This window comes from Spirosoma areae (assembly GCF_054781775.1).
The window spans coordinates 47,194-62,284 of the sequence record NZ_BAAGTT010000024.1 but is presented as its reverse complement, the minus strand read 5'-3'; the positions used below and the strand labels follow the sequence as shown (position 1 = coordinate 62,284).

13 protein-coding genes are annotated in these 15,091 nt (G+C 48.9%); 11 read left to right on the top strand and 2 right to left on the bottom strand.

The window, feature by feature from the left end; translation table 11 throughout:
- The first annotated feature begins 386 nt into the window (after positions 1–386).
- The 7 genes from ACYVI1_RS10445 (at position 387) to ACYVI1_RS10415 (ending at position 7,029) form a co-directional block, all read left to right on the top strand.
- On the top strand, positions 387–2,687 hold the full coding sequence (locus ACYVI1_RS10445; protein WP_460909625.1) for an ATP-dependent helicase: 2,301 nt from the start codon (positions 387–389) through the stop codon (positions 2,685–2,687).
- Positions 2,688–2,787: 100 nt separating this feature from the next.
- Positions 2,788–3,423 carry a hypothetical protein gene (locus ACYVI1_RS10440; RefSeq protein ID WP_460909623.1) on the top strand — a complete coding sequence of 212 codons (636 nt, stop codon included), beginning with the start codon at positions 2,788–2,790 and terminating at the stop codon, positions 3,421–3,423.
- A 34-nt stretch (positions 3,424–3,457) separates the two neighbouring features.
- Entirely contained in the window at positions 3,458–3,625 is a 168-nt protein-coding gene (locus ACYVI1_RS10435; protein WP_460909621.1) for a type II toxin-antitoxin system HicB family antitoxin, read from the top strand.
- 68 nt (positions 3,626–3,693) lie between these two features.
- On the top strand, positions 3,694–3,831 hold the full coding sequence (locus tag ACYVI1_RS10430) for a type II toxin-antitoxin system HicA family toxin (RefSeq protein WP_460909619.1): 138 nt from the start codon (positions 3,694–3,696) through the stop codon (positions 3,829–3,831).
- 168 nt (positions 3,832–3,999) lie between these two features.
- The gene (locus ACYVI1_RS10425; RefSeq protein ID WP_460909617.1) at positions 4,000–5,625 is read left to right on the top strand and encodes an OmpA family protein; all 1,626 of its coding nucleotides are present in this window, start codon (positions 4,000–4,002) and stop codon (positions 5,623–5,625) included.
- Positions 5,626–5,719: 94 nt separating this feature from the next.
- Complete coding sequence (locus ACYVI1_RS10420) at positions 5,720–6,595, top strand: transglutaminase-like domain-containing protein (RefSeq protein WP_460909615.1); 876 nt, start codon at positions 5,720–5,722, stop codon at positions 6,593–6,595.
- Positions 6,592–7,029 (top strand): hypothetical protein, encoded by a 438-nt coding sequence (locus tag ACYVI1_RS10415; RefSeq protein ID WP_460909613.1) that lies wholly within the window; start codon positions 6,592–6,594, stop codon positions 7,027–7,029. Before ACYVI1_RS10420 ends, ACYVI1_RS10415 begins: the two co-directional genes overlap by 4 nt.
- A gap of 77 nt (positions 7,030–7,106) precedes the next feature.
- Here the strand turns inward: ACYVI1_RS10415 and ACYVI1_RS10410 are convergent, their stop codons facing one another.
- Complete coding sequence (locus ACYVI1_RS10410; protein WP_460909611.1) at positions 7,107–8,042, bottom strand: hypothetical protein; 936 nt, start codon at positions 8,040–8,042, stop codon at positions 7,107–7,109.
- 372 nt (positions 8,043–8,414) lie between these two features.
- Here ACYVI1_RS10410 and ACYVI1_RS10405 point away from each other — a divergent pair, with 372 nt between their 5' ends.
- Entirely contained in the window at positions 8,415–9,233 is an 819-nt protein-coding gene (locus tag ACYVI1_RS10405) for an Fpg/Nei family DNA glycosylase (RefSeq protein ID WP_460909609.1), read from the top strand.
- 87 nt (positions 9,234–9,320) lie between these two features.
- Entirely contained in the window at positions 9,321–10,181 is an 861-nt protein-coding gene (locus ACYVI1_RS10400) for a pirin family protein (RefSeq protein ID WP_460909607.1), read from the top strand.
- 50 nt (positions 10,182–10,231) lie between these two features.
- Here the strand turns inward: ACYVI1_RS10400 and ACYVI1_RS10395 are convergent, their stop codons facing one another.
- Positions 10,232–11,497, bottom strand: coding sequence for a DNA polymerase Y family protein (locus ACYVI1_RS10395; protein WP_460909605.1), 1,266 nt, complete (start codon positions 11,495–11,497; stop codon positions 10,232–10,234).
- A 121-nt stretch (positions 11,498–11,618) separates the two neighbouring features.
- On the opposite strand from ACYVI1_RS10395, the gene ACYVI1_RS10390 reads away from it, so the two are divergent.
- The gene (locus ACYVI1_RS10390; protein ID WP_460909603.1) at positions 11,619–12,332 is read left to right on the top strand and encodes a LexA family transcriptional regulator; all 714 of its coding nucleotides are present in this window, start codon (positions 11,619–11,621) and stop codon (positions 12,330–12,332) included.
- A gap of 553 nt (positions 12,333–12,885) precedes the next feature.
- The gene (gene fusA, locus ACYVI1_RS10385; protein WP_460909601.1) at positions 12,886–15,003 is read left to right on the top strand and encodes an elongation factor G; all 2,118 of its coding nucleotides are present in this window, start codon (positions 12,886–12,888) and stop codon (positions 15,001–15,003) included.
- Positions 15,004–15,091 lie beyond the last annotated feature (88 nt).

The following is a 15,091-nucleotide window of genomic DNA, read 5'->3' as shown; positions in this document are numbered from 1 at the left end:
TACCCTTGCGATAAGGGCATCGGGGCGTTTGCCTAATTAATTTATTCTATTTGTTCGGTTCGGGCCTGTTCAGAATTTGTGGCTTTCGCTTAAGCAACTAAATCCAGTAGGTGAATCGAAAATTGGGCACCTATGGCGCGGCTGAAATGACATCTATTGCTTTATAAGCGTTCAATCCGTCGGGTCACGAATACGCGCCAATTCGTTGTCTATTCAGAGGAACGTACCAGTCGATCTGAGCGCCCGCATCGAAGTATCCCTGTACATTTTCCTCAGACTCCGAATCCGAGAGGATATTACCGTTACCAAAGATACCCATTTCTGGCACGGCCCCGACCAAATTTTTTCCTACTTTTACTTGTTATACAAGGATAGAAGCGACGTTAATGGTTGATTATATTTCTGGATTGAATGACCCCCAGCGGGAAGCCGTCATGCACGGCGACGGCCCGTTGATGATTATAGCCGGTGCCGGTTCGGGTAAAACCCGTGTATTGACCTACCGCATTGCTTACCTGATTGAAAATGGCATTGACCCGTTTCGGATTCTGTCGCTGACGTTTACCAACAAAGCCGCTGGCGAGATGCGGAGCCGCATCGAAAAGGTGGTTGGCCTGGAGGCCCGCAACATCTGGATGGGCACCTTTCACTCGGTGTTTGCCAAGATTCTACGCATCGAAGCCAAAGCCATTGGCTACACCAGCAACTTCTCCATCTACGATACCGACGATTCGAAGTCATTGCTGCGGAGCATCATCAAAGAAATGGGGCTGGACGATAAAGTTTATCGGGTCAATAGTGTTTTTGGGCGAATTTCGGGCGCCAAAAACCGGCTCATTGGCCCGGATGATTATCTCAATAACGCCGTTATTCTGGCCGATGACGAATCGGCCCGGATGCCGCACATTGGCCGAATTTACAAGCAGTATAGTCTGCGGTGCTTTGCGGCCAATGCGATGGACTTCGACGACCTGCTCTTCAACACAAACGTTCTCTTCCGCGACCATTTAGACATTCTGAATAAGTACCAGCACAAGTTTCAGCACGTCATGGTCGATGAGTTTCAGGATACCAACGTCTCGCAGTACCTCATCACACGCAAACTGGCGGCTGTTCACCAGAACATCTGCATCGTGGGCGACGATGCTCAGAGTATTTACGCGTTCCGGGGCGCCAACATCGAAAATATTCTGAATTTTCAGCGTGATTACGGTAAGGAAAACGTCAAAATCGTGAAGCTGGAGCAGAATTACCGCTCCACCAAAACCATTGTTGAGGCTGCCAATTCGGTTATTGCCCGCAACAAAAATCAGTTGGAGAAGCACGTCTTCACCGATAACGAAGCGGGTCCGCTAATTGACGTAATCAAAGCGTCGTCGGATAACGAAGAAGGACGCCTGGTGGCTTCGGCTATTTTTGAGACCAAGATGAACGAGTCGCTGGTTAATAACGACTTCGCCATTTTGTACCGCACCAACGCCCAGTCGCGGGCGTTTGAAGAAGCCCTGCGGAGGGTGAGCATCAAGTACCGGATTATTGGTGGCCTCTCGTTTTATCAGCGGAAGGAAATCAAGGACCTCATTGCGTATCTGCGCTTCACGGTTAACCAGCAGGACGAAGAAGCCTTCAAGCGCATTATCAACCTGCCCAAACGCGGTATTGGCGACACAACCGTTGCCAAAATCAGCGTGATTGCGGCTGAAAAAGAAGACTCGGTTTGGGAAATTGTGGCCGAAATCAGCAAACACGTAGCTGGGCGTGCGGCCATCGCCATCGAAGGATTTGCCGATTTAATTAAGAGCTTTAAACTCCTGCTGGACCAGAAAGATGCCTTTGAAGTAGCTTCCCATATTGCCAAAGCGTCGGGTTTGCTGAAGGAGTTGTATGACGACAAGACCGTTGAAGGGCTGGCCCGCTACGAAAACGTGCAGGAATTGCTGAACGCCATCAAGGAGTTTGTCGATAACCCCGATAACGAAGAAAAAAGTCTTGGGGCGTTCCTGCAATCGGTTTCGCTGCTGACCACCGCCGACGAAAAAGAGGACGATGGCGATAATGACAAAGTAACACTGATGACCATCCATGCCGCCAAAGGGCTGGAATTCAAGAATGTGCATATCGTTGGGCTGGAGGAAGACCTGTTTCCCAGCCAGATGATGCTCGAAAGCCGCAACGACCTGGAAGAAGAACGTCGGCTGTTCTACGTGGCCATCACCCGCGCCGAAAAACGCCTGACCATGTCATATGCCGAGACGCGCTATCACTATGGTCGGCTGAAGATGTGCGAACCAAGCCGGTTTCTGCTGGAAATCGACCAGCGGTTTCTGAAGATATCAACGTTGCGTTCGGCACCCAGCCGGATGGACTTCGACCGACCCGAACGCGACAAAAGTGAAACGACTTCGACCGGTTCGATGGCGTTTGTTCGGTCGCTGGCGCAGAAAACGGCACAGCGGCAGGCTCCCCAACCTACCGTCTCACACACACCCTCGCCCGACTTTGCGCCAACCAGCACGGCAGAACTTGCCGTCGGGCAGCGCGTCGAACACGCAAAATTTGGTTTTGGCACGGTTAAAGTGGTCGATATTAACGGCACTGACCGTAAGGCTACGATTCAGTTTGAAGCAACGGGCGTGGGCGAGAAAACGCTGCTGCTGAGTTTCGCGAAATTGCGGGTGGTCGTGTGAAGTGCAAACTCTCCATAAGTATATTAAAAAATTAAAAATAATTATTAAAGAGAGTGAATTACTGTTTCTTTACTGAACAAAATTAGAGACAGTAATCACCGTGAATACGCAACGCTTAAATCAATATTCGTTAAAAAGCCATTCACAGGTTATCGCAATAGTGTGTTTTCTGGCTCCTGCCGTGTGGATAAATCTTTGGCTGGCTTGTATGGTATCTGTGTATCGACTAATTGAGTTTACACCAGCTAAAATTACGTACTGGACGCTTTTTGGTTGTTTGCCCCAAACCTGGATGCAACCCGTAACGTTCTTTGCCAATCAGTTCATAACGGCACTGTTTGCCGGGTGTGGTTATTGGCTGCTCAATGGGAAAGAACAACCAAAGTATTCTTTTGCCAAATTGACAGCCAGTGCTGCGTTGCTATATCCAATTGCTGATCGATGTATTCTGATTGTTTTGCATCTAATCAATCAGTGGAATCCGCTTTGGTTCATAAATCGCAAAGCTTATGCTGAGCAAAGAGCCGTACCAGTTTTCGGTAATTTGTATGTATTTCAATGGTTCTCTTTCTGTATTGACTGGATTAGTCTCTTGTTGTTATGCGCTTTGGCTTACCGAGTCGTTTTTTACTACTGGCCTCCTGCATTCCGCAAGCATATATTTACAGCGGGTGCAATGGCGGGTAGCCTGGGCTGGCTATTTTGGTATCTTTGGCTCGGGCCAATTTTATATTAAGTGCATCAATAAACTGGTTTAATAATCTTAACGTATGAAAACGTTACAATACCGTTTAATTTTAACACCCGAACCCCAAGGAGGTTACACTGTGAACGTACCGGCCATTCGTGGGTGTATTACGTATGGCGAAACGATTGAAGAAGCAAATGCTATGGCGAGGGATGCTATTGAAGGTTGTCTGGAAGTGTTAAAGGAGTAAGGACAACCAATCCCGCCCGATGACAGCCAAACGCTTGACTATTCACTTAGTATGACCACCGAATTGGCATGAATTTATCGCTAAAGCGGTTGATTAAAACCCTGGAAGCGAACGGGTTCTATCTAAAGCGGATGGGTAACGGGAGCCATCAAATCTATTACAATCCTGATTTGAAAATCTACAGTTCCGGTGCCTCTTCACGCTAAGGACATGAAAAAAGGCACGTTTATGGGGGTTTTCAAAGACGCTGGCATCGACACATCGAATCTGGATTGATAATTGATTAAGATAAAAGGGTACCAGATTTAAAATACAAAACTGCTCCTTCCCGTCGTTTTCTATATACAGTATCCCACTATCCGTTACCTTGTTTTATGAATGCTATTGGGGCCATTGCCGCCAGCCTGATTTTTCTTTTACTTCCTATTGCTACCCAGGGACAGCCTAAGCCTGACTCTGCCGGAACAGCAAATCCGCGAGTCGAAAATCTTGGTATTCAGGTCAATTCGGAATATAATGAGATTAATCCGATGATTTCGCCCGATGGCAGGATGCTCTATTTTGCCCGAATCAGCCATCCCAACAATACCCACGGTGTTAAAGGCAGTCAGGATATCTGGTACTCCGAACTCGATGGCAGCAAATGGGGGCCCGCCCGACGCATGGGCTTTCCGCTTAACAAAGACGAATACAACTGTGCCTACAGCATTACGCCCGATGGGAATACAATGCTGATTAAAGGTCAGTACGCGAATGGCAATTATGAGACGCGCGGGTTTTCATTGAGTAAGAAAACCGCCACCGGCTGGTCGCCACCGCAGAAAATGGACATTCCTAACTACGTCAGCATGAGCAAGGGGCAGTTCGACTGTGGGTTTATGTCGGCCGACGGGAAAGTGTTACTGATGGCGTTCAGTGAAAAGAAAAACAGCAAAGAAGATGACATCTACGTCAGCTTCCGGCAGAAAGACGGCTCGTGGACAAAGCCAATGGACCTCGGCCCGGAAGTAAACACCAAATTTACGGAAACAACGCCCTTTCTGGCCCCCGATGGCGCTACGCTGTATTTTTCGAGTAATCGTGAAGGAGGCTTAGGCAATAACGATATCTACGTCTGTAAGCGGGTCGATAAAACCTGGAAGCATTGGTCGAAGCCGGTCAATCTTGGTCCGAACGTCAATACGGATGGCTACGATGCCTACTACACCCTGTCGGCTTCGGGCGATTATGCGTACCTGACTACCTTCAAAAATACCTTCGGCAAAGGCGACATCGTGCGGGTTAAACTTACGGATGACCGCCCGGCCAACGAACCGGGTAAAGTGGGTGGTGGCGATGATGTAGCAGCTAAACCCGCTATAACCCGCCCCGATCCGGTTGCGCTCATCAGCGGAAAAGTGATTGACCAGACTACCGGAAAACCGATTGAAGCCCGCATCATTTATCAAACTCTGCCCGATGGGGCCGAAGCCGGTGAGGCCAATTCCGATCCCATCACGGGCGAATACAAAATTGTGCTTCCGTATGGCCAGAAATACACCATGCGGGCCATTGCTAAAGATTTCATCGCGGAAGGTGGCAATGTGGATCTGACTCAACCCAAAGGTTTTCAGGAAATCAAAGGCAATGACCTCAAATTAGTGCCCATTGAAGTAGGCCGGTCGGTTCGGTTGAACAACATCTTTTTCGATACCGGCAAATCTGAGCTCAGGCCCGAATCTGGTCCCGAACTGGATCGACTGGTTACCACCCTGAACGAAGCCCCGAAAATAGTTATCGAAGTGCGTGGGCATACCGACAATACGGGTTCCAGCGAAATCAACACCAAACTCTCGCAGGATCGCGCCGATGCCGTTCGCGAATATTTTGTCAGCAAAGGTATTGAACCCGACCGCGTTGCCAGCAAAGGCTTTGCCTCAACAAAACCCGTTGCCACCAATGATACCGATGAAGGACGGCAACAAAACCGGCGGGTAGAGTTCGTTATCGTGAAGAAATAACTGGCCCGTCAACGATTTATTTGTGAATCTGTCAACCATACGAAGCCGTTTGAGTTAACCTTTTACCTTAATCAACCACTCTCTCACCTACCTTATGCAACTCGATGCTGGCTGCGAACTCTCTTTTGAGGCAGAAACACCGACTCCATTAATACTCATGCTTCGCCCACGTTCAGGGGCCGGTCAGTGGATTATCCGGGAAGAATACCAGATTTTACCAGCAGTTAATGTAACTGAATTTACCGACATGTATGGTAACCTTTGCCAGCGTGTTGTAGCGCCCGAAGGTCTGTTTTCGATTCATTTTTCGGCTACCGTTCAAACGGCCGATCTGATCGATGTTTCCCCCGGTGCGCCTTATACGCCCGTTGAAGACCTGCCCGACGACGTCTTGCACTACACATTGCCAAGCCGATACTGCCAGTCTGATCAGTTAGGTAATTTAGCCGCTGAAATTACTAAAACCGCCGAACCCGGCTACGACCAGGCCGAGGCCATCCGGAAGTGGATTCACGAGAACGTCAAGTACCAGTATGGCACCAGCGATGCCAGCACTTCGGCAGTTGATACGGCTGACAAACGAGTCGGTGTGTGCCGCGATTTTACGCATTTGGGCATTTCTCTTTGCCGGGCGTTAAATATTCCGGCCCGAATGGTTGTTGGGTATTTACACCAGCTCGACCCGATGGATTTACACGCCTGGTTTGAAGCCTACGTAGACGGCCGCTGGTTTACGTTCGATGCCACCCAGGAGAAGCCGCGTGGAAATCGAATCACGGTGGCTTATGGGCGGGATGCCGCCGACGTAGCGTTCACAACGCAATTTGGACCTATGCAACTTAACGAAATGAAGGTGTGGGTCGAAATGGCGCAGACCGATGCGAACGAAAGCGAAAAAAAAGCGGATGACGCTCCAACCCTTTCAGCTTCGGTAGGGTCTTCTGACCAACAAATAGATAAGGCACCATGAAGAAACGACTGCTTTTCTGCTCGTTGATAAGCGCACTAACAGCCTGTCAGCACGAGGGTGACGTACAACCCAATTCGGCCACGCTGGCAGCGGAGGTCGTTGGCACCTATCGCACGAATTTCTATCTCGACCCTTCCTGCGTGGCCATCCCCGCCGACCAGATGCCCTTTGCCGAACTGCAGGCCGAGTCTGACAGCACGGTAAGCTTCATTTACACCCGGCTTTATCCAACCAAAACGCAGCGTACCATACAGCATGTACACGTAAGCCGACAGACCGACGGGGTTCGGCTACGCCTGGCCGATTCGAGCATCGGCATGCTCCAGACCGATCGTATTTTCACGAACAACGGCATGGAAAAAGAAGGGAAGCTACTCCGGGTAAATCTCCAGAATGATTCGAAAAACCCGCTTTATTTCGCTGGTTTCAGGTAGAAATAGACATCCATAAAAAAAGCGCAATGCCGTTGGGCATTGCGCTTTTTTTATGGATAGCGTATTTTTGTCAGTGCTTACCGAACGGCAAACTCACCCGAACCGATGCGGAAGCCTTCCGAATAGAGTTCAATGGTATATTTCCCTGGTTTGTAAGGAATACCCCGTGTATAGAGCAGTTCTACATTTTGCCCGTTGCTGGTGTAGTTGACAGTTTGCTTTGTTGTGTAGATGGTTTCGTTGCCATCCACGGTAAAGGTACCCGAGCCATTGGCCATATCGGATACAACAGCGCCAGTGGGGTCAAGTACCCGCACAAACACATCTTTAGGCTCTTCTTTCGTCAGCGGATTGTCCAGGAGGGTATAAACCAGTTTAATTTTGTCTAAACGCTTGGCTTTATACGCGTCATCTTCTTTAACTTTCCCTTTCGCATTAACCGCAAAAACTTTCACGTTCTGCGCTTTCAGAGCAGCAGCGCGGGTAACTTTCGTTGACAGTTCCTGATTCTGGCTAACCACAGTGGTGACAGAATCCGTTAACTTTTGTTTCTCGGTTTTTAAGCCGGTGTTCTCTTCGTCAAGCACCTTAACATTAGTAGCCAGTGTTACGTTTTCGCGCTGTAGGTTGGAAATGAGCGTGTCTTTTTCAATTAAGAACGCTTCATATTGCTTGATTTTAGCATCGTACTTGGCAATTGATATACGATTTCCTTTTTTGAGCGATGCTTTGTCCAGTTCTAACTGCGCTTTCACTTTCTCCAGTTCAGAAACGTCGCCACCCAGTTTTTGTACTTCAGCGATTTTGGCATCCAGGGCCGTCGATATCGAATCCAGTTTAACACGGGTGGTCGACAGTTCTTCAACCCGTTCAGAAATGGTCACTTCCTGATTTTCAGACACTTTCTTCTGATCGAAATACAGATAACTCGAAACCCCTGCCAGGCCGGTCATAATAATCAGGCCAGCCAGTAGAGCGCCGTTTGTTCTGGATTTTTGCGGAGTATTTTCCATAAAAAATTTCAGTTTAAGAATTAAACATGCACAAATTTTAAAAAAGCCGCTAGTGCGGTTGTGTAGAGGTTACTCCATTGGCTACTTATTATTAGATAAACGGGTACGACATTCCCAGACAAATTTCCCCGCCCAATAGTATCGGAACGACTATTTCCATCAACCTATTGTAACGCACAACTGATTGCCGGTAAAAAAGGTTTTTTATTTACCCAGTAAAAGCGGCAACAAAGCTTGCTGATTATCAACCTTCTATACCGCAAAATAAATATATTGTTTTGACATAAGCAAACTATAGGCTTAGTAGTAGAAACAGCTACGTATATAACAACCAAATACCACGGCTGGTTATGGTGCAAATAAGCAGCCCCCATGCCCGAACTTCCTGAAGTTGAAATAAGACGGCAGTACCTCGAAACCTCCTCGCTCTTCCAGCCTATCCATCACATTGAGGTTGAAGATAGGAAATTGCTCACAACGGATTATACCACCCTGCTGAACACCCTGACCGGACGGCAATTTACCGGAACACGCCGGATTGGAAAAAATCTGTTTGTCCTGACCGACTCGCCCGGAGTGATTGTTCATATGCACTTCGGCATGACGGGCGACCTTGACTATTATCACTCGTCGCTCGACCGCCCGCGCTTTGCCCGAATTGTGTTTGAGTTTACGAACGGCTTTAATCTGGGTTTTCTGTGTCCGCGTAAGTTTGAGCGTGTCGGTCTGGTAGAGGATATCAATGCGTTTCTACAACGAAAGAAAATTGGCCCCGATGGCCTGGCAATTTCACTGGCTGAACTATGTGAACGAGTTCAGCGCAAAAAAGCATTTATAAAACCCGTTTTACTGGACCAGAATATTGTCGCTGGCTTAGGCAACTGGATTGTCGATGAGGTGCTGTTTCAGGCCCATATTCACCCCAAACAGCGGGCTGATTCACTTACTGATTGGCAGATGCGTGAACTCCACCAGGCAATTCAGCTCGTTCTTGAAACGGCTATCCGCTACGAAGCCACCTACCGGGATTTTCCGAACAGTTTTCTGATTCACGTTCGGGAATGGGACGATTCGCCGTATGATGATGTTGAAGCCCACAAATTCTGCCCCCGTTGCCGTACCCGCATCGAACGCTCTATAGTTGGTGGCCGCACCACCTTCTTCTGTCCAAAAGAACAGGAACTTCGCTGATAACATAAGTCCAAAACGTCGGCCTGATTAGTCATGAACTTATCAATAATTCAGTTGGTTTTGAAATTACATGTAGATACATGAATTATGGTAACACAACGCACTATTTCCGATATACGGACCGCTACCCCGAACAATGTGGGCGACGGGTTCGTTGGGTTGAATGCCTTTCATCCGCAGGGATCAAGGCCCTTCAATCCGTTTTTGCTCCTGGACCATCATGGCCCCATGAAGGTGCCGCCCTCCACGAAGCCAAAAGGTGTTGACCAGCACCCCCACCGGGGCTTCGAGACGGTAACAATTGTTTATGAAGGCGCTCTGGAACACCGCGATTCGGCAGGAAACTACGGTAAACTTTTTGCGGGGGATGTGCAATGGATGACAGCCGCGTCGGGCATCATCCACGAAGAAAAACACGAGCGGGAGTTTTCGCGTCGGGGTGGCGATCTGGATTTTGTGCAGTTGTGGGTTAACCTACCCGCTAAAGACAAAATGAATCCACCCCGCTACCAGGACATTTCCTCGTCGCGGATTCCGGCAACTGTTTTGCCTGGTGGTGGACATCTACGCGTGATAGCGGGTGAACTGGCAGGCGTTCGCGGTCCGGCGAACACGTTTAGCCCCGTTGTCGTAGCCGACCTGACGCTCACAAGTGGCCAGATAGAAACGCTTGCCATGCCAGCCAGCTATACCGCAATGGCTTATGTGCTAAGTGGTTCTGTAACGCTTTCTGGTGATGAGTTAGTCCGTGGGCAAATTGCGCTCATGGCTAACGATGGCGATGCGCTAACCTTTTCAGCCAGTGTCAATGCCAAATTGCTGATTCTGGCTGGTGAACCCATTCGGGAGCCGCTGGCCGTTTATGGCCCATTTGTGATGAACACCCGCGAAGAACTCATTGAAGCCTTCAGTGATTTTGAGGCCGGGCGAATGGGTGTATTAACTTAAATCGGATTGTCTCAGCTAACCTGCTGGTCCACCAGGTTAGCTGAGACACTTCACAAATCCTTAATGTTCCCAAACCCAATCACATCTTTGTAAACCGGGTTATCGTGCAGTTCGGTTGCCCGGATAAGTTTATCAGCGCCAAATTTTGTTTTCAGGTCATATAAGGTCTGTCGGAGTTTGCTTTTGCGGGTGTCCCGGCTAAACAGGCTTAGCGGCACTACCTCGGCGGGGATGAACCGAAAAACCGCCACGCACATGCTCCGCAGGTGTTCATTCAGTACGGGTTCGCAGCCATGCGCTCGCTGAAACTTTTCTAATCGCTCCTTAATAATCTGGTATAGTTCGGGGCCATCCTGCTTAGGTTCTGAGAAATGCGCTTCGTAGTTATAGATCTTGCCAGTATGATAGCGGCAGGAAAATGACATATCCTGACAGAACAGCCCCTTTTGAACCATCCGGCGTTCGAGAGTCAGGCAAAGCGATTGCAACAGTTCATCCAGGCGGTCGGGGGTGTGCCTCTGCTCGGCCGAGATTGTCCGCATGGCTGACATACTCTTGTTGTCTTCGTTGGCGTCCAGATCGACTTCGCCACCAAAATTGAGCCGTAGATGCCAGTGCCAGCCCACAATGCTTTTGCACACGGCCCGCAAATGAGTTGGCGACGCATAACGCAGATCGAGGGGCGTATGCACCCCACCTGCCTGCAAACGACTGGCCATTCGATAGCCAATACCGGGCAGGTCGGTAAGGGTCAGCGTTTTCAGCACATCGTCAATCGTCTCGGGCGTAATAACCGTCAGGCCATCGGGTTTCTGAATATCCGACGCTAATTTGGCCAGGAACACATTAGGTGCAATGCCAATGGAACAGCATAGCCAGTCGCCAACCTTGTGCCTGATGGCTTGTTTAATAGCCCGGGCCGTTTGCTGCATGTCTTTATAAGCCAACTGATAGTTCGTCAAATCCACAACGGCTTCGTCGATACTTTTGGGCAGCACATCATCCGAAAAAGTACGGAGTACGTTAATGATTTTGACATGGTATTCCCGATAGCGACCCGGATGCGTTTCTACAGGTACCAGGTCGGGGCACAGGACGATAGCTTCATCTAATCGCATCCCTGTTTTCACCCCCCGCAACTTGGCTTCTACGGAGGGCGCTATCACACAACCATGCCGGCCTGTATAGACGCACACGCCCACCGGCCTGCCACGCAGCCAATAATTATCCTGCTGTTCGCAGGAGGCAAAGAAACTGTTCATGTCAACAAACAGCACAGTAGGAAGGATATGCGTCGTGAGTCGGTTCCGGTTCATCAATTTTCAGATAATAAAGTGGCCTTTGGTGAAGGTATTCGTCTGTATTTGTAGTATATTTGCTATAATACAAGTGCAATATATTTTACTTATATTATATCTGCTACTAATCTATCCCCCAATGGCAGAAAATTGTTCAAAAAAAATTGATAATGCTGTGACTATCCAGGACCGACTCAAGCATATTTTCGACGCTTTAGGCATAACTATCTATCAGATTGCCAAAGAGTTAGGCGAAAATCCATCGAAGTTTTACAACATTTTGAACGGTCGGGCCAAACCATCGTATGACACAATCATGAGTTTGCTGGCCTGCTATCCTCAAATCAGTGCCGACTACCTGATTCGGGGCATCACACCTGTGCTGAACACGACCGAAACAAACGTTCGGTTGATGATATCGGATGACGATACGGTTGAAGTTCCTTTCGTGCCGGTTAAATTCTACGCCAGTTTTGTCGAGAGTTATGCAGAAGGGAGCAGCACAACGGATGGCGAATTGTTTCGCGTCCGCAAACCCGTTACAAAAGGGCATAAGAATGCGGTTGTGCTGGAAATTTCAGGAAACAGCATGAGTCCGCAACTGGCGCACGGGGCCAAAGTGCTGGCGGTGCCGGTTAACGAAAGTAACTGGGAATACCAGTCAGGTGGTGTGTATGCCGTTATGTACCGGGATTATTTCGTCGTTAAGCGCATTCGCGATAATGAACTCATTACCCGCAAATACCTCACGCTTCACTCTGACAATCCTAATGGCGGCAACGTGACGGTGCCATTGCAGGATATTCGGGGCATCTGGAAAATTGTGACGATTGTGGAAGCACCGGTTGAGTGAAATGTAAGCGTAAGATAGAACGCGGATTTTTATGATTAATATGATTCATGCTGATTAAAATCATTTAACATCATATCAATCATAAGAATCTGCGTTCTATTTCTTTACCCATTTACATCGTCACAACGTCTTCGCTTTCTTCCGTTACCTATTTCTTTTGCAGCCACATTTCCCCAAAATAACGCTGCGCTGACAATCTTACTATTTTACCTGATATTACTATAGTTGGACAAGGGTATATACGCCCGGATAAACAGAAAATCGACCAACACATACTGCCGTTTTTCATGCCGGACATAAGTCCAGGCCATACGCAGTAAGGCTGTGTATGGATTTTGTAAGATTCTAAGTTACGGCCTCATTTCCAGAACGAATTCCGGGCGCAAAGTTGACAAAAAAGGTGAAGGCTTTTCCCTACATTCTTTGCCCATAGGTTGGTTTTGTGATTGACTTTCAGTAATTTTGCGACCTGATTTGCAGAGAGGCCGTCTACTAACTGTAGCAGCCCCTTCCTTCGATTTTAGAATAATATAACTTTCAGTATAACAAGCTAATGGCTCGCGATTTAAATTTCACGAGAAACATCGGTATCGCTGCCCACATTGATGCGGGTAAGACGACCACAACCGAACGCATTCTCTATTACGCCGGCGTAAGTCACAAGATTGGTGAGGTACACGACGGTGCCGCTACCATGGACTGGATGGAGCAAGAGCAGGAACGGGGTATTACCATCACCTCGGCCGCTACGACTGTTGACTGGACCTACCGGGATCAAAAATACCACATCAACATCATCGACACGCCTGGCCACGTTGACTTCACAGTTGAAGTAAACCGCTCCCTGCGTGTACTCGATGGGCTGGTGTTTTTGTTCAGTGCCGTCGATGGTGTTGAGCCGCAGTCGGAAACCAACTGGCGTCTGGCCAACAACTACAACGTAGCCCGTTTGGGCTTCGTGAACAAGATGGACCGCTCCGGTGCCGATTTCCTCAACGTGTGCAAGCAGGTGAAGGAAATGCTGGGTAGCTATGCCGTTCCGCTTCAGTTGCCCATTGGCGAAGAAGATAACTTCAAAGGTGTCGTTGACCTCGTTAACTTCCGGGGCATCGAGTGGAATGAAGACGACAAAGGTATGACCTTTCGGGAAGTGCCGATTCCAGCCGATATGGTGGAAGAAGCGACCGAATGGCGCGAGAAACTCCTTGAAGCGGTTGCCGAATTCGACGACCATCTGATGGAGAAGTATTTCGACGACCCAACCTCTATTTCGGAAGCCGAAATTATAGCCGCCTTGCGTAAAGCAACCGTTGCCATGAAAATCGTGCCGATGCTGTGCGGTTCATCGTTCAAAAATAAGGGTGTGCAAACCATGCTCGACTACGTGATGGCCCTGTTGCCATCGCCAATGGACAAAGAGAGCATCAAAGGAACCAACCCAAATACGGGCGAAGAGATTTCGCGAAAGCCCTCATCGCTGGAACCGTTCTCGGCGCTGGCATTCAAAATTGCAACCGACCCTTACGTTGGTCGCCTGTGTTTTGTGCGCTCCTACTCGGGTGTGCTTGAGTCAGGTTCCTATGTCCTTAACAACCGTTCGGGCAACAAGGAGCGAATTTCGCGGATTTTCCAGATGCACGCCAACAAGCAGAACCAGATTGATCGGCTGGAAGCAGGCGACATTGGTGCTGTCGTTGGTTTCAAAGACATCAAAACCGGTGATACACTGTCGGATGAAAAGCACCCAATTGTGCTGGAGTCGATGGTATTCCCGGAACCGGTTATTGGGTATGCCATTGAGCCGAAGAAATCTGCTGACCAGGATAACTTCTCAAAGGCGATTGGCAAACTGATTGAAGAAGACCCAACCCTCAAAGTTGAGTCGAACGAAGAAACCGGCCAAACCATCATTCGGGGTATGGGCGAACTTCACCTCGAAATCATCATCGACCGGATGCGTCGGGAGTTCAAGGTAGAAGTGAACCAGGGTGCGCCACAGGTGGCTTACAAAGAAAAACTGACCAAAAACGTCGAACACCGCGAGGTTTACAAAAAACAAACGGGTGGTCGTGGTAAGTTTGCCGACATCGTATTTGAACTCGGACCACGTGGCGAAGACGAAACCGGCGTTATACAGCCAGGTTTGGAATTCGTAAATGGTATTGTAGGTGGGGTAATTCCCCGGGAATTTATCCCCGCCGTACAGAAAGGCTTTGATGAATCGTTGAAGAACGGTCCATTGGCTGGCTTTCCGCTCCAAAGTATGAAAGTCCGGTTGTTTCACGGTTCGTACCACGACGTTGACTCCGATTCGCTGTCGTTCGAAATGGCGGCCCGTCTGGGCTTCCGCGAAGCAGCTCGTCAGGCCGGGCCAAAACTGCTCGAACCCATCATGGCCGTTGAAGTGCTGACACCGGAAGAATATACCGGCCCCATAACTGGTGATTTGAACCGTCGCCGGGGTGTCATGAAAGGCATGGATACGAAAGCGGGGTCGCAGGTAATTCGGGCCGACGTTCCCCTATCGGAACTGTTCGGGTATGTAACCGACCTGCGGACGATGTCGTCGGGTCGTGCTACGGCTAACCTGACGTTTGCTCACTACGAAGTTGTTCCGCAGAACCTTGCGGATACGGTTGTAGCCAAAGAAAAAGGTACCGTGAAGGCGTAAGAGCCGGATAGAAATAGAGTACAACAAAAGGACATTCGGCTAACCGGGTGTCCTTTTGTTGTTTAGGAGTGCTTGAACTTTCGAGATA